At 73.8% G+C, this 18,239-nt stretch carries 17 protein-coding genes; 6 read left to right on the top strand and 11 right to left on the bottom strand.

Annotation, left to right across the window (positions count from 1 at the left end; all coding sequences use genetic code 11):
- The first annotated feature begins 8 nt into the window (after nt 1–8).
- Together ACPCK6_RS16835 and ACPCK6_RS16830 are read left to right on the top strand one after the other, a co-directional pair.
- Complete coding sequence (locus ACPCK6_RS16835) at nt 9–767, top strand: peptidylprolyl isomerase (RefSeq protein ID WP_423481578.1); 759 nt, start codon at nt 9–11, stop codon at nt 765–767.
- A gap of 70 nt (nt 768–837) precedes the next feature.
- The gene (locus ACPCK6_RS16830; protein WP_396880669.1) at nt 838–1,815 is read left to right on the top strand and encodes a DUF2804 domain-containing protein; all 978 of its coding nucleotides are present in this window, start codon (nt 838–840) and stop codon (nt 1,813–1,815) included.
- Between the two features lie 43 nt (nt 1,816–1,858).
- Here ACPCK6_RS16830 and ACPCK6_RS16825 read toward each other — a convergent pair whose 3' ends face one another.
- The 10 genes from ACPCK6_RS16825 to ACPCK6_RS16780 all read right to left on the bottom strand — a co-directional run bounded on the left by ACPCK6_RS16825 (nt 1,859) and on the right by ACPCK6_RS16780 (nt 13,311).
- Entirely contained in the window at nt 1,859–3,232 is a 1,374-nt protein-coding gene (locus tag ACPCK6_RS16825) for a glycosyl hydrolase family 18 protein (protein WP_423481577.1), read from the bottom strand.
- Nucleotides 3,233–3,398: 166 nt separating this feature from the next.
- Nucleotides 3,399–5,660: a catalase gene (locus ACPCK6_RS16820; RefSeq protein ID WP_423481576.1), complete on the bottom strand. Its 2,262-nt coding sequence runs from the start codon at nt 5,658–5,660 to the stop codon at nt 3,399–3,401.
- Between the two features lie 92 nt (nt 5,661–5,752).
- Nucleotides 5,753–6,415, bottom strand: a complete 663-nt coding sequence (locus ACPCK6_RS16815; RefSeq protein ID WP_396880666.1) for a 4'-phosphopantetheinyl transferase family protein — start codon at nt 6,413–6,415, stop codon at nt 5,753–5,755.
- Complete coding sequence (locus ACPCK6_RS16810) at nt 6,415–7,236, bottom strand: metallophosphoesterase family protein (RefSeq protein WP_396880665.1); 822 nt, start codon at nt 7,234–7,236, stop codon at nt 6,415–6,417. Before ACPCK6_RS16810 ends, ACPCK6_RS16815 begins: the two co-directional genes overlap by 1 nt.
- Before the next feature lie 57 nt (nt 7,237–7,293).
- Entirely contained in the window at nt 7,294–8,244 is a 951-nt protein-coding gene (pip, locus tag ACPCK6_RS16805; protein WP_396880664.1) for a prolyl aminopeptidase, read from the bottom strand.
- A 42-nt stretch (nt 8,245–8,286) separates the two neighbouring features.
- Entirely contained in the window at nt 8,287–8,661 is a 375-nt protein-coding gene (locus ACPCK6_RS16800; RefSeq protein WP_194800855.1) for a hypothetical protein, read from the bottom strand.
- A gap of 124 nt (nt 8,662–8,785) precedes the next feature.
- A complete protein-coding gene (locus ACPCK6_RS16795; RefSeq protein WP_396880663.1) occupies nt 8,786–10,255 on the bottom strand; it encodes a hypothetical protein in 1,470 nt (489 codons plus the stop codon).
- A 136-nt stretch (nt 10,256–10,391) separates the two neighbouring features.
- Nucleotides 10,392–11,354: an anti-sigma factor RsbA family regulatory protein gene (locus ACPCK6_RS16790; protein WP_423481575.1), complete on the bottom strand. Its 963-nt coding sequence runs from the start codon at nt 11,352–11,354 to the stop codon at nt 10,392–10,394.
- The gene (locus ACPCK6_RS16785) at nt 11,351–12,178 is read right to left on the bottom strand and encodes an MEDS and STAS domain-containing protein (RefSeq protein WP_396880661.1); all 828 of its coding nucleotides are present in this window, start codon (nt 12,176–12,178) and stop codon (nt 11,351–11,353) included. The genes ACPCK6_RS16790 and ACPCK6_RS16785 overlap by 4 nt, the downstream gene beginning before the upstream one ends.
- A 23-nt stretch (nt 12,179–12,201) precedes the next feature.
- Nucleotides 12,202–13,311: a hypothetical protein gene (locus tag ACPCK6_RS16780; RefSeq protein ID WP_423481574.1), complete on the bottom strand. Its 1,110-nt coding sequence runs from the start codon at nt 13,309–13,311 to the stop codon at nt 12,202–12,204.
- A gap of 124 nt (nt 13,312–13,435) precedes the next feature.
- Between ACPCK6_RS16780 and ACPCK6_RS16775 the strand changes: the two genes are divergently transcribed.
- The gene (locus ACPCK6_RS16775) at nt 13,436–13,960 is read left to right on the top strand and encodes a GNAT family N-acetyltransferase (protein WP_396880659.1); all 525 of its coding nucleotides are present in this window, start codon (nt 13,436–13,438) and stop codon (nt 13,958–13,960) included.
- Nucleotides 13,961–14,416: 456 nt separating this feature from the next.
- On the opposite strand, the gene ACPCK6_RS16770 is transcribed toward ACPCK6_RS16775, so the two are convergent.
- Nucleotides 14,417–14,932 carry a 2'-5' RNA ligase family protein gene (locus tag ACPCK6_RS16770; protein ID WP_396880658.1) on the bottom strand — a complete coding sequence of 172 codons (516 nt, stop codon included), beginning with the start codon at nt 14,930–14,932 and terminating at the stop codon, nt 14,417–14,419.
- A 99-nt stretch (nt 14,933–15,031) separates the two neighbouring features.
- Here ACPCK6_RS16770 and ACPCK6_RS16765 point away from each other — a divergent pair, with 99 nt between their 5' ends.
- The 3 genes from ACPCK6_RS16765 (at nt 15,032) to ACPCK6_RS16755 (ending at nt 18,185) form a co-directional block, all read left to right on the top strand.
- Nucleotides 15,032–15,538, top strand: a complete 507-nt coding sequence (locus tag ACPCK6_RS16765; RefSeq protein WP_423481573.1) for a mycothiol transferase — start codon at nt 15,032–15,034, stop codon at nt 15,536–15,538.
- 194 nt (nt 15,539–15,732) lie between these two features.
- A complete protein-coding gene (locus ACPCK6_RS16760) occupies nt 15,733–16,110 on the top strand; it encodes an SCP2 sterol-binding domain-containing protein (RefSeq protein ID WP_396880656.1) in 378 nt (125 codons plus the stop codon).
- Entirely contained in the window at nt 16,107–18,185 is a 2,079-nt protein-coding gene (locus ACPCK6_RS16755; protein ID WP_423481572.1) for an amylo-alpha-1,6-glucosidase, read from the top strand. Before ACPCK6_RS16760 ends, ACPCK6_RS16755 begins: the two co-directional genes overlap by 4 nt.
- Nucleotides 18,186–18,239 lie beyond the last annotated feature (54 nt).

Below are 18,239 nucleotides of genomic sequence, written 5' to 3'. Positions count from 1 at the left end.
GGACCACCGTGTCGAGCGAAACCCGAACGCACGCCGCCTTACCCCTGCTGGCCCGCCTCGCCGGCGTGAGCCTGGCCGCCGCGACGATCGTCGCCGCCGCGGGTGTCGCCGCGACCGCGGCACCCGCCGCCGACCCGGCGCCCACGAAGGGGCCGTGCGCGTACACGCCCACGCCGGACGAGCCGGCCGCCCGTCCGGTGCCGCTGCCGCCGGACCCGCGCCGCACGCCGGAACGCGGCACCGTGCGGGTCACGCTGCGCACCAACCAGGGGCCGATCGGGCTGACGCTGGACCGCGAGCAGGCGCCCTGCACCGTGCAGAGCTTCCTGCACCTGGTCCGCAAGCGCTTCTACGACCGGACGCCCTGCCACCGGCTCACCGCGTACCCGACGCTCACGGTCCTCCAGTGCGGCGACCCGTCCGGGACGGGCGAGGGCGGCCCTGGCTACCGCTACCGCGACGAGCTGCCCACCGACCTGCCGCCCGCGCCGACCGACCCGACCGGCGTACGCCGGCTGTACGCGCGCGGCACCCTGGCCATGGCCAACGCCGGCCCGGACACCAACGGCAGCCAGTTCTTCCTGGTCCAGGCCGACTCGGCGCTGCGCCCGAACTACACCGTGTTCGGTCAGGTCGACGCGGCCGGGCTGGCCACGCTGGACCGGATCTCGGCCGGCGGCATCGCGCCCACCCCCGAGGACCCGGCGCCGGTCGACGGCGCCCCCGCGGTGCCGGTGGAGATCTGCCGCGCCAAGCAGGGCCGCTGACGTAACGGCCCGGCGGGACGGCTGACGAGGCCGCCCGCCGGGCCCGCGCCGTCATCGGTAGCCTGCGGCGATGACGCATGAGCGGGAGATCACCGAGCCGGTCGACCTGTGCCGCCCGGACGGGCGGCTGAACCCGGACGCGGTCGGCTGGAGCCGCCGGCCGCTGCACCGGGCGAACCTGCGCGGCTGGGGCCGGGCCAAGCGGTGGGAGCACTGGGGCGTGGTCACGCCCACGCACATCCTCGGCCTTGTCGCGTCGTCGCTGGACTACGCCGGGGTGCAGAGCCTCTACCTGCTCGACCGGCGTACCGGCCGGGAGACCACGGCGGAGGCGGTGGTGCCGCTGGCCCGGGGCACGGTGCTGCCTCCGGTCAGCGGCACCGGACCGGTCCGCGCCCGCGGCGGGAAGCTGACCGTCGCGGTGGACCAGGGCCCGGACGGCAGTACGCTGCGCGCGAGCGCGCCCGGCGTCGAGGTGGACCTGACCGTGCCGCTGCCGCCGGGGCACGAGTCGCTGGGCGTGGTGGTGCCGTGGAGCACCCGCCGGTTCCAGTACACGGTCAAGGACATCGGCCGGCCGGTGCACGGCACGATCACCGTGGACGGCACCGCGTACCCGGTGGGGGAGGGGTCGTACGCGGCGCTCGACCACGGCCGGGGCAAGTGGCGGTACGCGGTGCGGTGGAACTGGGCGGCCGGCAGCGGGCCGGGCCGGTCGATCCAGCTCGGCGGCAAATGGACCGACGGCACCGGCTCGACCGAGAACGCGGTGTTCGTCGACGGGCGGCTGCACAAGATCGGCGCGGACCTGACCTGGGAGTACGACCGTACCGACTGGCTGCGGCCGTGGCGGATCACCGGCGACCGGGTGGACGTCACGTTCCACCCGTTCCACGAGCGGGTGGCGCGTACCAATCTGGTGGTGCTGGCCGGGGAGACGCATCAGTGCTTCGGGCACTTCACCGGCTGGGCGGCGACCGACGACGGCGGGCGCGTGGATCTGGACGGCCTGGTCGGCTGGGCCGAGGAGGCCCGCAACCGCTGGTGAGGCCGGTCCCCGCCGGGCCGGGCAGCCCGGCGGGGAAGCCCGATCAGGCAGGCAGCCGCCAGACCTGGTTGGCGCCGCCGAAGCAGTCCCAGATCTGCAACCGGGTGCCGTTTGCGGAGCTGTTGCCGGTGGCGTCCAGGCAGCGGCCCGACGCCGGGTTGCGCAGCGTGCCGCTGCTCTGGGCCTGCCAGGTCTGGGCGCCGGTGCCATTGCAGTCCCAGAGCTGGATCCTGGTGCCGTTGGCGGTGCCGGCGCTCGTCACGTCCAGGCACTTGCCCAGCGCCCGCAGCGTGCCGTCGCCGGCGACGGTCCAGCTCTGCGCGGCGGTGCCGTTGCAGCCGTAGAGCTGGATCGCGGTGCCGTTGGCGGTGCTCGCGGCGGCCACGTCCACGCAGGCGCCGCCGATGCCGGTGATCGGCCCGGTACGCCCGGACGGCGGCGGGGTGCCACCGCCGGTGACGGTGTCGTAGATCGCGCTGACCAGCGACGTCGAACCGATGGTGTCCTGCGACAGCTCCCAGTTCATCATCCCGCCGGCGTTCGCCATGGCCCACTGCGTCTTGCGCTTGACTGTCGGTACGCCGTTGTAGCACTGCTGCGCGCCGCCGACTGTGGTGCAGTCCCGGTTGGCGTTGGCCGGGTCCATGCCGACCAGCGCCGAGTAGGTGTAGTAGCCGGGCCGGCTGTAGAAGGGCACGCCGAGCACCGCCTTGGCGGCGGGCAGGCCGCGCGATTTCCACCTGTTGACGCTGGCGATCGACCAGTCGTAGCCGGCGTGCGGGCTGCCGCCGTCGTACGCCATGATGTTCAGCCAGTCCACCGAGCCGAAGACGGCGGTGGGCACCCCGTCGACGTAGTAGCCCTCGGAGACCACGGCGGCGGTGAGCAGCTTGCCCCGGCTGTGCAGGGCGCTGCCGAGCTGCTGCATGAGCAGCGTGTAGTTGTTCGCCGAGGCGCCCGGGTCGGGGTACTCCCAGTCCATGTCGACGCCGTCGAGGTTGTACTGGTTGACGAAGGCGATCAGGTTGTTGACGAACGCGGTGCGCGTGCCGGAGTTGGCGGCGAGCGCCTCGAACGCGGAGTCGTCGCCGTCGTTCCAGCCGCCGACGGCGATGGAGACCTTGACGTTGCCGGCGTGCCCGAGCGAGACGAGTGAGGACAGCTTGCCCGGGTTCTCCACCGGGCGCAGGCTGCCGTCGCCGTTGGGGAGCACGAACGCGTAGTTGATGTGGGTGAGCTTGCCGTACTGGACGGTGTTGACGTTGCCGCTCCAGGACGGCATGTAGCCGACGCTCTTGAAGTTGCCCGGCAGCACCACCGCCTCGGCGGCGGTCGGGGCGAGGGTGAGCGTCGCGGCGGTGGTGGCCAGCGCGAGCGCACCGGCGGCGAGGCGCCGCCGGAGGTGAGGTCTGGGCATCGAGGGCCTTCCCGGGGACGGGGGCGGATGGGGGTCTTCCTCGAGGTGGCCCAAATATTAAAGAGTATTAACTAAGGCGTCAACGACAATCGTCGATGAGTGAGCGGTGGCGTACGCACAGCGTGGGGCGGCCCCGTCCGGGACCGCCCCACGCGCGATGTCGGGATCAGGCGACCGAGGCCGGGAACCTCTCCCAGACCCGGTGCGCCGCCATCAGCCGCTGCACCTCGCCGAGCACCTCGGTGCCGGAACCACCGGTGACCACGCCCGGCGTGCCGGTGACACCGGCCTGGTTCAGCACCTCGGCGCCCGCGCCCCAGGCGCCGATCACCTTGGCGTGCCGCCACGCCTCCTCGACCAGCAGCAGCACCCGCGGGTCGACGGTGGCCGAGCCCGGCGCGCCGGCCTTGGCGTCGCGGGCCGGCAGCGCGTCCGGCGCCGGGGCCGGTGCACCGGCCAGCAGCACCGCGTCGAACTCGACCGAGCGGCCGGTGGCGAACGTGCGCTGCACCGGCAGCCCGTCGACGGTGCCGCCGTGCGCGGCGATCAGCAGCGGCACCATGCCGGCGGCGGACACCTCCCGGCGTACCTCGTGCACGTCGCCCAGGTCGGCCTGGGCGTCGACCACGATGCCGACCAACCGGCCGTCGGCCGGCCACTGGCGGCCCACCTGGGACAGCGCCGGGCTGGGCTGCGCCTCCGCGAGCGGCACGGTGGGCTGCGGCACGGGCAGGCCCAGGCCGGCCGCCACCTGCTCGCACAGCACCGGGTCGACGTTCGCCAGGCACTGGAGCTGCCGTTCCTTGATCGCCTGGTGGTAGCACTTGCCCAGCTCGAACGTGTACGCCCGGATGATGTGCTCCTTCTCCACCGGCGACATGCTCTGCCAGAACAGGCGTACCTGGCTGTAGTGGTCGTCGAAGGAGGCCGGTGCGGCCCGCACCTTCGGCGCCTCGGCCACCGTCACCGGCGTGTCCACGAACGCGTGCTCGCGGTCGCCGGCCGGGAACGGGTTGCCGCCGTCGAGGGAGTTCGGCCGGTACGGCGCCACCCCGGCGTGCACCGCGTGCTGGTGGAAGCCGTCCCGCAGCATGTCGTTGACGTCGGCGTGCGGCCGGTTGATCGGGATCTGGGTGAAGTTCGGGCCGCCCAGGCGGGTGAGCTGCGTGTCCACGTACGAGAAGAGGCGGCCCTGCATCAGCGGGTCGTTCGTGACGTCGATGCCGGGCGGCAGGTGCCCGACGTGGAACGCCACCTGCTCGGTCTCGGCGAAGAAGTTGCGCGGCGTCTTGTGGAGGGTCAGGGTGCCGATCGGCTGCACCGGCGCCAGCTCCTCCGGCACGATCTTCGTCGGGTCGAGCAGGTCGATCCCGGCGAACGTCTCCTCCGGGGTGTCCGGAAAGACCTGGATGCCCAGCTCCCACTCGGGGAACGCGCCGGCCTCGATGGCGTCGTACAGGTCACGGCGGTGGAAGTCCGGGTCCATGCCGCCGATCATCTGGGCCTCTTCCCAGGTGAGCGAGTGCACGCCGAGCTTCGGCTTCCAGTGGAACTTGGCCAGCACCGTCGCGCCGGCCTCGTCGACCAGGCGGAACGTGTGCACGCCGAAGCCCTCCATGGTCCGGTAGGACCGCGGGATGCCCCGGTCGGACATGTTCCAGATGGTGTGGTGCTGCGCCTCGGTGTGCAGCGAGACGAAGTCCCAGAACGTGTCGTGCGCGCTCTGCGCCTGCGGGATCTCCCGGTCCGGGTGCGGCTTGCCGGCGTGGATGACGTCCGGGAACTTGATCGCGTCCTGGATGAAGAAGACCGGCATGTTGTTGCCGACCAGGTCGAACGTGCCCTCGTCGGTGTAGAACTTGGTGGCGAAGCCGCGGGTGTCGCGGACCGTGTCGGCCGAGCCGCGCGAGCCCAGCACAGTGGAGAAGCGGACGAAGACCGGCGTCTCGCGGCCCTTCTTCAGGAAACCGGCGCGGGTGACCTTCTCGGCGGCGCCGTTGGCGACGAACGTGCCGTGCGCACCCGCGCCCCGGGCGTGCACCACCCGCTCCGGGATCCGCTCGTGGTCGAAGTGGGTGATCTTCTCCCGCAGGTGGTGGTCCTGGAGCAGGACCGGGCCGCGTGGACCGGCCTTGAGCGAGTGGTCGGTGTCGCGCAGCCGGGCGCCGTTCGCGGTGGTGAGGTACGCGCCCTGCTGCCCCTTGGCGATCTTCGGCACACCGGTCTCGGCGCCGGTCGGGGTCCGGGTGTCCGGCGCGCCCTGCTCGGCCTTCGGCGGCAGCGGGCCGTGCGGCGTGGTCGGCTCCTCCAGCGGTGGCGGCGCGCTGCCGGGAGCGCCCGGCACGTCCGGAGTCAGCGCCTCGCCGACCTTCTCGACGGCGGCTTCGACGACACCCTTGACGATCTGGGCGGGCTTGCTGGATTCCATCAGGACCTGTCCTCCTACAGCTAAATGTCCAGGCCCTTTGGGCCCTACCCGGGCTCAGGGCGGGCAAACCGGAACAATCGCGGTATCGCAGGTCAGGACCGGCGCGGCACGGCCACGGCGGTGAGCAGCAGCCCGCCGGCGACCAGCCAGCGGCCGTCCAGGACGTCCAGCGGCGGGCCGCCGTCGGCGCGGGTGCCGTCGACCAGGATCCGGGCGGTGAACCGGCCGTCCGGATCGACTGTCAGCTCCGCCTCCTCGAACCCGAGCCAGCGCCCGGTCAGCGGGTACCACGCCTTGTAGACCGACTCCTTGGCGCTGAACAGCAGCCGGTCCCAGTGCGTCCCCGGGTCGGCGGCGCGCAGCGCGGCCAGCCGCTCCGGCTCACCCGCCACGGTGACCACCCCGGCCACCCCGTCGGGCAGCGGCTCGTGCGGCTCGGCGTCGATGCCCAGGCCGGCCAGTGTCCCGGCCGGGGCCACCGCCGCCGCCCGGTAGCCGGCGCAGTGGGTGATGCTGCCCACCACGCCGTCCGGCCAGACCGGCTCCCGGCGGGGACCGGGACGGATCGGCGCCGGGGCGTACCCGAGGCGGGCCAGCGCCTCCCGCGCGCAGCGGCGGGCCGTGACGAACTCCTGGCGGCGCGCGACCACCGCGCGGGCCACCAGGTCCTCCTCGCCCGGGTACGGCGCCTCGTCCGGCACGTCGGCGAACGCCTCGACGGCCAGCGCCCCGGCCGGCAGCAGCGCCCCGATCATCAGAGGATCCGCTTCATCGGCGCCGGCTCGCCGCCGCGGCGCCGCCACTCGCGCGGGTAGCCCAGCGACACCTCCTCGAACCGCACCCCGTCGTAGTGCGTGGTGCGCGGGATGTGCAGGTGGCCGTAGACCGCGACGACGGCGCGGTGGCGCACGTGCCAGTCGGCCGTCCGGTCGGTGCCGCACCACTGGGCGAACTCCGGGAACCAGAGCACCTCGGTGGGCTGGCGCACCAGCGGCCAGTGGGTGACCAGCACTGTGGGCAGCGCCGGGTCGGTGGCCTCCAGCCGCCGCCGGGTCACCTCCAGCCGCGCCGCGCACCAGGACTCCCGGTCCGGGTACGGATCGGGGTGCAGCATCATCTCGTCGGTGCACACCACGCCGGCGTCGTACGCCGCGCGCAGCGACTCCTCCTTGGTGGTGGTGCCGGGCGCGCGGAACGAGTAGTCGTAGAGCAGGAACAGCGGCGCCACGGTGACCGGCCCGCCCGCGCCGCGCCACACCGGGTAGTCGTCCTCCGGGGTCAGCACGTCCAGCTCGCGGCACATCGCCACGAGGGCGTCGTAGCGGGCCACCCCGCGCAGCGTCACCGGGTCGTTCGGGCTGGTCCACAGCTCGTGGTTGCCCGGCGCCCACACCACCCGCGCGAACCTGTCGCGCAGCAGCCGCAGCGTCCGCTCGATGTCGGCGAAGACCTCGCCGACGTCGCCGGCCACGATCAGCCAGTCGTCCGCCGTCTCCGGCCGCAGGCCGTCCACCACCGCGCGGTTCTCCGCGTACGACACGTGGAGGTCACTGACCGCGTACAGCGCACCCGTCACCCGGCCGATCCTGCCAGCGGCGGTCGCGGATGGCCAGGCGCGAACCGGCGGGTCCGGTCAGCCGGCCCTCGCGGTCACCTCGTCGAGCGCGCGCAGCACCTCCCGGGTGACGGCCGGCTCGGCGGCGGAGTGCCCCGCCTCCGGCACGATCCGCAGCGTCGCCTCCGGCCACCGGCGGGCCAGGTCGTACGCGGACACCGGCGGGCAGCACATGTCGTACCGGCCGTTGACGATCACGGCGGGCAGGTGCCGGATCCGGTCCACGCCGTCGAGCAACTGGCCCTCGGCCAGGAAACCGCCGTGCACCGCGTAGTGCGACAGGATCCGGGCCACCGGCAGCGCGTGGTCGTCGGCGGTGAAGTGGGCGAGCATCTCCGGGTCGGGCCGCAGCGACGAGTTGACCGCCTCCCACCGCCCCCAGGCCCGCGCGTACTCCCGGGCCCGCGCCTGGTCCGGGCCGTGCAACCGCCTGTGGTACGCGGCCAGCACGTCGTCACGCTCGTCCGGCGGGATCGGCGCGACGAACCGCTCCCACTCCTCGGGCTGGAGGTGACGCAGCCCGCCCTGGTAGAACCAGTCCCGCTCGCTGCGCCGTAGCAGCAGCACGCCGCGCAGGACCAGGCCGGTCACCCGCTGCGGGTGCGCCTGCGCGTACGCCAGGCCGAGCGTGGTGCCCCACGAGCCGCCGAACACCAGCCACGAGCCGATGCCCAGCCGCTGCCGGATCGTCTCCAGGTCGGCCACCAGATGCCAGGTGGTGTTGGCGCGCACCTCGCCGTGCGGGGTGCTGCGGCCGGCGCCGCGCTGGTCGAACAGCACGGCCCGGTGGCGCGCGGGGTCGAAGAACCGGCGGGCCGCCGGCACCAGGCCGCCGCCGGGCCCGCCGTGCAGGAACACCACTGGTACGCCGTCCGGCCGGCCGACCTCCTCCACGTACAGGACGTGGCCGTCACCGACCGGGAGCAGGTGGGTGGCGTACGGCTCGACGGGCGGGTGCAGACCGGTCATGCCCGGTCATTGTGCCCGCCGCGGGCCCGCCGGGTGGCCCGGTCAGCAGGCGACGTTGCCGCCGAGGTTGTCCAGCAGCGCGTCGGCGACCCAGCCGGATACACCAGTGGTGACGTCCCGCAGGTAGGTCCACGTGTAGGTGGTGTGGCCGTTCGCGCTGACCCGGTCCCCGCTGGCGAAGCAGTGGAAGTCGACGGTGTGGCTGAGCTGCCCGTAGCCGAGGGAGGCGCACGTGGTGTGCGGGCCGGTGCGGATGTTCACGTTCGTGGCGTTGAACAGCTGGCCGAACTTGCTGTCCACGTTGGAGTGCGAGTGGCTGCACCCGGCGCTCGCCGGTGCGGCCGTACCGGCCACCACGGCGCCAGCCGAGGCGACGGTCAGGACGACGGCGGCACCGATGGAGGAGATCTTCCGCATACCCGTCAACCCCCGAATAAAGATCGAGATGCACCAGCAGATCGATCCAAATATTTGCATATAGCAAGGTCGATGAGCAAGATGCGGCGCCGCCGGACCGGCCCGGACCGGCGGCACCGACGTCTCAGGCGGTGGCCGGTACGCCGTTGTCCGTACCCGTCGTCTCCGCCTCGGGCACACCGCGCGGAGCCGGCGTGCGGACCGCGAACGCGTCGAAGCTCGGCCCGTCCAGCCGCTCGACGAACGGCTCCACGACCGGCGGCTCCGACCGGTCCGGCTCGATCGCGTCCGGCTCGGTCCGCCCGTCCACGGCACGGGGCGTCACCTCGGCCGGCACGGTGATCGGCGGGCGCGCCGACACCTGCGGGTACTCGGCGGTCTCCCCGCCACCCGCGGCAGCCGCCATGACCGCCGCCGCAGCCAGGTCGGCGACCCGCTTGGCCTCCCGCTGCACCCGGGCCCGGGTCTCCTTGGCGTGCTGCTCGGCCAGGTCCGCCGCGCGCCGCGCCTCGTCCAGCCGCTTGGTCTCCGCGGCCAGCTCCCGGCGTACGCCGACCAGCCGCTCCTCCACCTCCGCGCCGGTCCGCTCGATGGTGGCGATCTCCCGGCGGGTGTCCTCCAGCTGCCGGGAGACGTTCTCCAGCTCCGCCTTGAGCCCGGTCAGCGTCTCCTGCCGCTGCTGGATCTCCCGCTGCACGCCGGCGAGCTGCTCCTGGTGCGCCGCCGTCTCCTCGTCGGCCCGATCCCGGACCTCGGTGGCGTACTGCTGCGCCTCGGCGACCAGCGCGGCGATGTCCTTCTCCGCCGCGGCGGCCCGGTCGGCCAGCTCCTGCTCGGCGGCGGCCCGCCGCTCGTCCAGCTCCTTGGCCATCGTGGCCTGCCACTGGGCCAGCTCCTGCTGGGCCTTGCTGCGGTTGGCCTGGACCTCCTGCTGGATCTGCGTCCGCGCGGCCTTCACCAGCGCCTCGGACGCCGAGCGCGCCTGCTCGACCTGCTGCGCGCTCTGCTCGCTGATCCGCTTCGCCTCCTGCTGGGCCCGGTCGTGCACGGCCTGGCCCTCGACGCGCAGCTTCTCCGCCAGCTCCCGCACCGCGGTCAGCTCCGCCTGCGCGGCGACCCGCCGCTCCTCGTCCACCCGCTCCTGCTCGGCCCGGCGGGCGGACAGCTCCTCGTCCAGCTCACGCCGCTCCCGCGCGGCCTGCTCCTGCGCGGCGGCGAGCAGCTTCTCCGCCTGCCCCTGGACGTCCTCCGCGCGCCGGGTGGCCACGTCGGTGATCTGGCCGGCCTGCTTCTCGGCCAGGTCCAGGATCTGGTCCACCATCGGGCCGAGGTCGCGGAAGGACGCCCGGTCCACCGCCGACGGACGGTCCCGCAGCTCCACCGCCTCGGCCTGCGCCCGCTGCACCTGCGCGGTCAGGTCGCGCACCTGCGCGTACGCCCGGTCCCGCGCGGCGGTCAGCGCGCTCACCTCGGCGTCGACCTGCTCGACGTACCGGTCCACCTGACGTTTGTCGTAGCCGCGCAACGCGGGATCGAACCGGGGCCGCCCGGACAGGTCGTCGTGGGGTGCGAACGGCTCGGCACCGTTGGACATTCGCCATCCTCCGTCGGTTCGCCAGCGCCAGGCCGGCGGATGACCGCCCCGCAGGGCACGATGAGGCGCTACGGTACCGCGTCCGCGCGCGAGGCTCGCCCCGCCCCGCCCTCCTGCCCGCCGACCGGCGGCACGGTCAGACCGGGAAGTGCGGGTTCCCCGCCGTCAGGCGGATGGTGAAGCCGGCCGCGTCCCTGTGGTACGTCACGTGGTCGCAACTCTGGTGGCTGATCCACAGGCCCAGACCGCCGTCGGAACCGTCGCCCACCGGCAGCAGCCCGGCGAACGGGTCCTTCGGGCCGGTACCCCGATCGTGGACGGTCACCACGATCCGGTCCGGCGCGCGCCACAACCGCAGGCACACCGGCGGCTCGCCGTGGCGCAGCGCGTTGCTCACCACCTCGCTGACCGCGATGACCAGGCCGTCCAGGCCGTCGGGCGGCAGCAGGCCACCGTCGGCGGCGCGTACCTCGGCCCGCGCGCGGGCCGGCGTCGGGTCGACCAGCTCGACCAGCGGCGCGGTCCGCTGCACCGGGTCCGCCGGGGCCGGACGGAACTCGGTCAGGTAACTCGTCGGGTCGGTGTAGAGACCGGCCGCCTCGTGCCCGCCGTCCGGCCGCGCCACCAGCGGATGGGTACGCGCCACGTCGGCGAGCACGTGTGCGGGCGTGCCCCGGCGGTCGTAGGCGCAGATGCCCCAGAGCGGGAAGTCGTCGTAGGCGTGATTGATCGCCGACTCGTAGCGCGCCCACCAGTCCCAGGTCGCGCCGAGCAGCACCGGCGGCAGCTCGCCGACCATCCGGATCTGCGCCGCCCCCGCCGCCACGTACGACGCGAGCAGCTCCCGGTAGGAACGCAGCGCGACGCTGGGCCGGGCGTAGACGTCGCCGACCGGCAGGAACGTGACCTCGGCGCCGGTGGGCAGCGCCCGGCGCACCAGCTCGGCGTTGCGCTCGTCCAGGTTCACCGCCGTCGGCTCGCCGGCCGCGATCCCGTCCAGCAGGAACGGCAGCGTCACCGCCAGCAGCTCCTCGTCGGAGTCGTAGACGAACGCCTCGTGGAAGTAGCCCACGTGGCCGGAGGCCGCGCCGCTCCTCATCGGACGACCTCCACCCGTACCTCGGACAGACCGAGCAGGTCGACCAGCCGGGCCGGGGCGCGGCTCGGCGTGCGCAGCACCGCGACGGCGTCGTGCCGGCGGGCGTGGTCGCGCAGGTGCAGCAGGCTGCGGTGGTCGACGAAACGCAGCTCGGCGGCGTCGAACACGACCCGGCCCGCCACCGGCCGCGGGTCGGCCCGCTCCAGCGCGGCGGCGAAGTCCCGGTGGTTGGACGGGTCCAGCTCGCCGGCCAGCGCCACCACCGAGTCGCCGTCGCCGGCGTGCAGCCGGAACAGCACGTCCGCGTTCGTCACCGAGTGCAGGCAGGCCAGCTCGGCGATCGCCGCGTCGTCCAGCTGCCGGCGGTCGTAGGCGCAGACCGCCGACATCGGCCGGTGCCGCATCCAGTGGTCGATCCGGTGCTCGTAGCGGGCGAACGCGTCCCGCTGGGCCGGGCTGCGGACCAGGCTCGTCGCCTCCGCCAGCACCCGCAGGCCGGTGTGCCCCGCGGTCAGCGCCTCGGTGGTGGCCCGCACGTACGCCCGGACCTGCCGGTCGGGGTCGACGATCTCGTCGTGCCGGTACGCCTCGCCGACGGGAACCAGCCGTAGCGCGTCCCGCCGGCGCGCGGCGTCGACCCCGGGAACCGAGGCCAGCCAGCCGGTGACAGTGGCGCGATCCTCCGGACAGATCACCCAGACCTGCTCACCGGCGGCGAGACCGGCGGTGACCTGCTCGACCGCCAGTGTGCGCAGCACGGCCGGGTCGTCGTAGGCAAGGCAGCCGTGGGTGTAGCCCGGGTACGTCACGCTCCCGCTGGTCACCGACTACGCCTCATGGGCCCAGTCTATGCCGGGCCCACCTGGAGATCGCGCCAGGCCGTGGCCTCGAGCGGCGGGTCACCCAGCTCGAACTCGGCCCAGTTGTTCCAGTACGCGATCGCGTCCACGTCGTTCTGCTGCCGCAGCCAGGTGACGTGCTCGCGGATCGTCCGCGCCCGGCCCGCGCCTGTGGTGTCCGTGGCGATGCGGCTCAGCCCGTACTCGGGCACCAGCAGCCGGATGCCCGGGTACGCGGCGCGCACCTTGCCGAAGGCCACGCCGAACATCCGGGAGGCGGTCCAGTACGCGGCGGTGTCCCGGGAGTAGCAGTCCACGCCGTAGTGGGTCATGCCCGGGTAGCCCCAGTCGGCCGGGTTGCCGCGCCCTTCGTCGAGCCAGTAGCGGGTCACGATCGGGCCGTGCCCGAGCACCCACCGCCGGTTGCGGTGCGCCGCCAGGATCTGCGTCACCCGGCTCGCCGTCGCCCGGTACGTGGCGGGGGTCACGTCGCCCATCGGCTCGTGGTACCAGGTCAGGTAGATGGGGCGGTTCACGCCGTCGAGCCAGCCCGCGAGCTGCTCGACGTCGTCCTTCCAGCTGACGTGCATGACGGCCGAGGGCGCGTCGGCGAACTTCCCGGCGTTCAGCGCGGGCAGTTCCGGCAGCGCGTCCGCGTCCGGGCCGTCCGTGCCGAAGTCGCGCATGTAGCGGATGCCCGGATAGTCGGCCACCGCCCGCTGCGTCCGGGCGCCCTTCTCGGCGCTCATCCCGACCAGCAACGGCACGGTCAGCGTGGTGGTGCCCGTGCCGGTGCGGCCGGCGCCGTCACGCGCCGTCGCGGTCAGCGTCACCGTGCCCCGGCCGGCCAGCACGGTGACTGTGAACCGGCCCGGTTCGGTGCCGCTCGGTGTGACTGTCACCCCCGGCGAGGCACCGGCGAGCTGGATGGTCAGCGGGACGCTCAGGTCCACCCGGACCGGGCTGTCCCAGGTGACGCCGGTGGGGTCGCTGACCCGGCCGGCGAGCGTCAGCAGCCGGGAGTCGGGGTGGTAGGCGTCGACCCGGACGGTGGTCGACTGCCCGGGTAGCAGGACGGTCTGGTCGGCGGTGACGGAACGGACGACGGGTGCGGCCATGAGGCTCTCCTTCGACGTGCTTCGCTGCCGCTCCGGCCGCACGTCTTCGGGTGGCCAGAATGGCTCTGACCTGCGCTTTTACTAGCTTGCGTCGGCTTGGCCCCGATCGTCAGGGTGGCTGCAGATGGCGCGAAACCCGGTCGCCGCCGCGCTGTCCCGCCCGCATGCTGGTCCGATGCCGATCATCGTGCGGGATCTGCGCGTGCCGGACTGGCCGCAGCTGTGGCCGATGCTGCGGGACATGGGCGTGGGCGACGAGCCGCCGGAGGTCCACCGGCTGCGGTTCGCCGCGCTGCTGGCCGACCCCCGCTGGGCGCTGCTCGGCGCCGTCGACGCTTGCGGGCTGGTCGGGTACGCCGCCGCCCAGGACCACGGCCCGCACCTGCGCTCCGGTGACGCGCACCGGACCGTACGCCTGCACGACCTGTACGTCCGGGCGGACCGCCGCCGCGACGGGGTGGGCAGGTCGTTGTTCGACGCGGTCCGCCGGTGGGCCGCCAGGCGGGCGCGGCACCTGGAGTGGCAGGCCCACCACGAGCGGGCCGCGCCGTTCTACGAGCGGCTCGGCCACCGGGGCGACAGGTGCCCGCAGCCGGACTACCCGACGTTTCTCCTCGACCTGACCGGAACCGACCCCGCCTTCCCCTGACGTGACCGGCTGGCCGCCGCTCATGATCGACACCAGCTCGGGGAGGTGGCTGCATCAATGGTGGTCCGATGCCGCCATTTCCCCGAGCTGGTGTCGATCATGGAGCGGGATGGCACCACTTCGGCGAGCTGGTGTGGATCGTGTTCGGTGGATCCGGGTCGGGGGTGGGGGGGGAGGGCTGCGCCCCGGGTCGGTCGGTGTGGTCTGGCTGTTGTCCGCGTCGCCACGATGCTCGCTACGCGCCATCGACCTTCAAGATCGACACCGGTTCGGGGAGGTGGCTGCATCAATGGTGGTCCGATGCCGCCATTTCCCCGAGCTGGTGTCGATCATGGAGCGGGATGGCACCACGTCGGGGAGCTGGCTGGGATCACGGCTGCGGATGGGCCGTGGGGCTGTCGGTGAGGTCTGATGCAGCCACCTCCCCGAGGGGGCGTGGATCTTGGCGGGGAGGGATCAGGGCAGGGGGTGGGAGATGTCGCGGGCGTGGTCGGCCACCGCCGCGCCGACCACCGTCGCGGTCAGCGGCAGCACCTCCAGGCAGCGGCGCACCGCCGCGCCCATCAGCGGGTTCGGCACCCGCATAGACAGCGTGCAGTGCGGCACCCAGCGGCCCGGGCGGTAGTGCTCCACCACCTCGACGCCGGCCCGCGCCAGCCGCTCGTGCACCGTGGCGTGGTGCGCCAGCAGCTCGGGCGTCGGCGCCGGCCCGAGCCAGAGCACCCGCCCGACGAACTGCCCGGCGTGCTGGAACTCCAGCCGCAGCGGCGCGGCCACCACGGTTCCGGCGAGCGCCTCGGCGACGCGGTGCGGGTCCAGGCGGGGCGCGACCGCCAGCGAGAGGTGCGGGCGGTGCCGCTGCGCCAGCAGGGACCGCATGCTCGGCACCCCGTCGGACTCCAGCAGGTCCCACAGCACCCGGATCCGCCGGGTGGCGTCGGTGTCCAGATACAGCTCCAGCGCCGCGACCACGCGATCACCCTAGAGGCGGGGCCCGCGCCGAGGTTTGCCGGGCACGCTGGGCGGTACTGCCCGGGGGGACGGCAGCGACGGCAGGGGAGTGAGGGACACGTGGACGTGACGGACGTGCTGACCGAGGCGTACGGCCGGTTGCCCGATCTGGTCGCCGGGGCGCTCGACGGGCTCGACGCGGCCCAGCTGCGGCGGGCGCCGGCCGACGGGGCGAACCCGGTCGGCTGGCTGGTCTGGCACCTGACCCGGATCCAGGACGACCACGTGGCCGACGTGATGGGGGAGCCGCAGCTCTGGGCCACCGGCGACTGGGCGCCGCGCTGCGGCCTCCCGCCGGACCCCGCCGACACCGGCTTCGGGCACGGCCCGGAGCAGATCGCCGCGGTACGCCCCGAGAACGGCGGCGTGCTGCTGGACTACCACCGGGCGGTGGTGGACCGGAGCCTCGCGTACCTGCGCAGGCTGAGCCCGGCCGACCTGGACCGCGTCGTCGACGAGAACTGGGATCCGCCGGTGACGCTCGGGGTGCGGCTGGTGAGCGTGCTCGACGACGACCTCCAGCACGTCGGGCAGGCCGCGTACGTGCGCGGGCTCATCCTGCGCTGAGCGCCGCAGCGGCCCCGCGCAGCGCGGAGATCGTGTCCGTCGACATGTCGGGCCGTCGAGCAGGTGGAACAGCGGCGGTGGCTACCCGCCGCGCCGCCGCGCCTCACCCGGTCCGGGTGAGTTCGCCTCACCCCCGATGCGGGGACGCTGCGGGACGAGCGGCGCCGGCCGCGACCACCGACGAGGAGGGCCCGATGAGCGTCTCGGTCGTGGAACACCTGACCCGGGGAACCGCCGGCCGGCACCCGGAGCTGCCCGAGACCACCTCCGGCACCATCCGCCTGGACCTGCGCGACGGCGGCTGCACCGAGCACTGGTACCTGACCATCGACCGGCAGGACGTCCGGGTGGACCGCTCGGCCGAGGAGGCCGACCTGGTGGTCGGCGCGAACCGGGAGGTGTTCGAGCGGATCGCGGCGGGACGCCTGCACCCGGCCGCCGCGCTGCTGCGCAACGACCTCGCCGTGCAGGGCGAACTCAAGCTGCTGATGACGCTGCGCCGGCTCTTTCCCGGCCCGCCGGACGCCCGGGATCCCCGGGACGTGGCCGGTGCCCGGATGGCGGCCCGATGAGGCAGGAGCTGGTCCATGTCCTCGCCGGCAACGCGTTCGCCGTGAGCGACGCGCAGGGGGACATGGAACGCGACCCGTCCGCGCCGATCGGCCTGTTCTCGTTCGACACCCGGTTCCTGTCCCACTGGGTGCTCACGATCGACGGCGAGCGGCTGCACGCGCTGTCCCGCGACGACCTGACCTACTTCGAGACCCGTTTCGTGCTGGTGCCGGGCGCGGCCAGCCACTACGTGGACGCCGACGTCTCGGTGATCCGGCACCGCTCGATCGACGAGGCGTACCACGAGAGCCTCACGGTGCTGAACCACTCGGCCGAGCCCGCCGAGTACACGGTGCGGATGGAGATGGCCGGCGACTTCGCCGACACCTCCGAGATCCTGCGCCCCGGCCCGCGCCGCCCGACCGTCATCCCCGAACCGGAGCAGCGGCGGCTGCGGATCCGGTACGAACGTGAACGGTTCACCCGCGAGACGTGCGTCTCCAGCACCGTCCCGGGGGAGGTGGACACGCGCGGGATGACCTTCCGGATCCGCGTCGAGCCGCAGGGCGAGTGGCGGGTCGACCTGCACGTCGCCATGGTCATCCAGGGCGCCGGCGGGCGGGATCTGCGGGCCGGCATCGAGTCGCACCGGCAGCACGTCCGTCAGGACATGCGCGACGACCTCGAACGGTGGCACGACCGGGCGCCGCAACTGGTCGCCGACCGGCCCGGGCTGGCCGCCCTGTACCGGCAGGCCCTGACCGACCTGGCCGCGCTGCGCTACATGCCGCTGGCCTACAGCGAGCGGGTGCCGGTCGGCGGGATGCCCTGGGCGATGGCGCTGTACGGGCGGGACGCACTGATCACCTGCCTCCAGACGCTGCCGTTCACGCCCGAGCTGACCCCGGGCACGCTGCACATGCTGGCGATGGCGCAGGGCGGCCGGCTCGACGACCGGCGCGAGGAGGAACCCGGCAAGATCGTCGCCGAGCTGCGGTACGGCGAGGCGGCCGCGTTCGACGAGCAGCCCACCGCGCTCTACTACGGCGCCGCCGACACCACCCCGTTGTTCGTGATCCTGCTCGACGAGTACGAGCGCTGGACCGGCGACACCGACCTGGTCCACGAACTGCGGCACCCGGCCCGGATGGCGCTGGACTGGCTGACCCGCTACGGCGACCAGTGCGGCGACGGCTACCTGCGCTACCAGCCGCGCAACACCGACAGCGGGGTCGCCAACCAGACCTGGCGCAACTCGCCGGCGGCGATCGTCGACCGGCACGGCGTGGAGCCGCCGTACCCGCGCGCCACGTGCGAGCTTCAGGGGTACGCGTACGACGCGCGGATCCGGGGCGCCCGCCTGGCCCGGGAGTTCTGGGGCGACCCGGCCTACGCCGAACGCCTGGAGGCCGACGCGGCGCGGCTGCGGGAGCGGTTCGATAGCGACTTCTGGCTGCCGCAGCGCGGCTACTACGCGCTGGCACTCACCCCGGACGGCGAGCCGGTCGACGCGCTCACCTCGCACCTGGGGCACCTGCTCTGGAGCGGCATCGTGGCGCCGGAACGGGCCGACGCGCTGGCCGGGCACCTGTGCGGCCCGGACCTGTTCTCCGGCTGGGGCGTGCGCACCTACGCGCAGGGGCAGCGGCCGTACAACCCGGTCGGCGCGCACCTCGGCGCGGTGTGGCCGTGGGACAACGCGATCGTCGCGGCGGGGCTGCGGCGGTACGGCTACGACGAGGCGGCGGCCGACATCGCCGCCGGCGTGTTCGCGATGGCGGAGACGCTCGGCGGATCGGTCCCGGAGACGATCGCCGGCTACCCCCGCGCGCAGACCAAGTACCCGGTCCAGTTGCCGGAGGCCGGACGACCGCAGTCGTGGGCGTCGGGCGGGTTGCTGATGCTGTTGTCGACCATGCTGGGGCTGCGTCCGTGCGGGGAGAACCTGCTGGTGAACCCGGCCGTTCCGGTCGGCTTCGGGCGGATCGAGCTGCTCGACGTGCCGGGCCGGTGGGGACGGGCCGACTCGTACGGCCGGGAACGCGGCGCGGGCCGCCGGCTACGCGCGGGCGAGCCGGCCCGGCGCGCCGCCTGAGCCGTCGTGCCGCTTACGCCGAGCCGGTGGTCGTACCCCGGGGGTTGCAGCGCG

The sequence above is a fragment of the Micromonospora sp. AB353 genome, from assembly GCF_049538395.1.
GTDB classification, from domain to species: Bacteria; Actinomycetota; Actinomycetes; order Mycobacteriales; family Micromonosporaceae; genus Micromonospora; species Micromonospora aurantiaca.
The sequence above is the reverse complement of the archived record's forward strand: the minus strand, read 5'-3'. Positions and strand labels throughout refer to the sequence as shown.

Coding starts and splice junctions, on each gene's coding strand:
- ACPCK6_RS16830 (WP_396880669.1), top strand. CDS start 838: ATGACGCATGAGCGGGAGATCACCGAGCCGGTCGACCTGTGCCGCCCG.
- ACPCK6_RS16825 (WP_423481577.1), bottom strand. CDS start 3,232: ATGCCCAGACCTCACCTCCGGCGGCGCCTCGCCGCCGGTGCGCTCGCG.
- ACPCK6_RS16820 (WP_423481576.1), bottom strand. CDS start 5,660: ATGGAATCCAGCAAGCCCGCCCAGATCGTCAAGGGTGTCGTCGAAGCC.
- ACPCK6_RS16815 (WP_396880666.1), bottom strand. CDS start 6,415: ATGATCGGGGCGCTGCTGCCGGCCGGGGCGCTGGCCGTCGAGGCGTTC.
- pip (WP_396880664.1), bottom strand. CDS start 8,244: ATGACCGGTCTGCACCCGCCCGTCGAGCCGTACGCCACCCACCTGCTC.
- ACPCK6_RS16800 (WP_194800855.1), bottom strand. CDS start 8,661: ATGCGGAAGATCTCCTCCATCGGTGCCGCCGTCGTCCTGACCGTCGCC.
- ACPCK6_RS16795 (WP_396880663.1), bottom strand. CDS start 10,255: ATGTCCAACGGTGCCGAGCCGTTCGCACCCCACGACGACCTGTCCGGG.
- ACPCK6_RS16790 (WP_423481575.1), bottom strand. CDS start 11,354: ATGAGGAGCGGCGCGGCCTCCGGCCACGTGGGCTACTTCCACGAGGCG.
- ACPCK6_RS16780 (WP_423481574.1), bottom strand. CDS start 13,311: ATGGCCGCACCCGTCGTCCGTTCCGTCACCGCCGACCAGACCGTCCTG.
- ACPCK6_RS16775 (WP_396880659.1), top strand. CDS start 13,436: ATGGCGCGAAACCCGGTCGCCGCCGCGCTGTCCCGCCCGCATGCTGGT.
- ACPCK6_RS16760 (WP_396880656.1), top strand. CDS start 15,733: ATGAGCGTCTCGGTCGTGGAACACCTGACCCGGGGAACCGCCGGCCGG.
- ACPCK6_RS16755 (WP_423481572.1), top strand. CDS start 16,107: ATGAGGCAGGAGCTGGTCCATGTCCTCGCCGGCAACGCGTTCGCCGTG.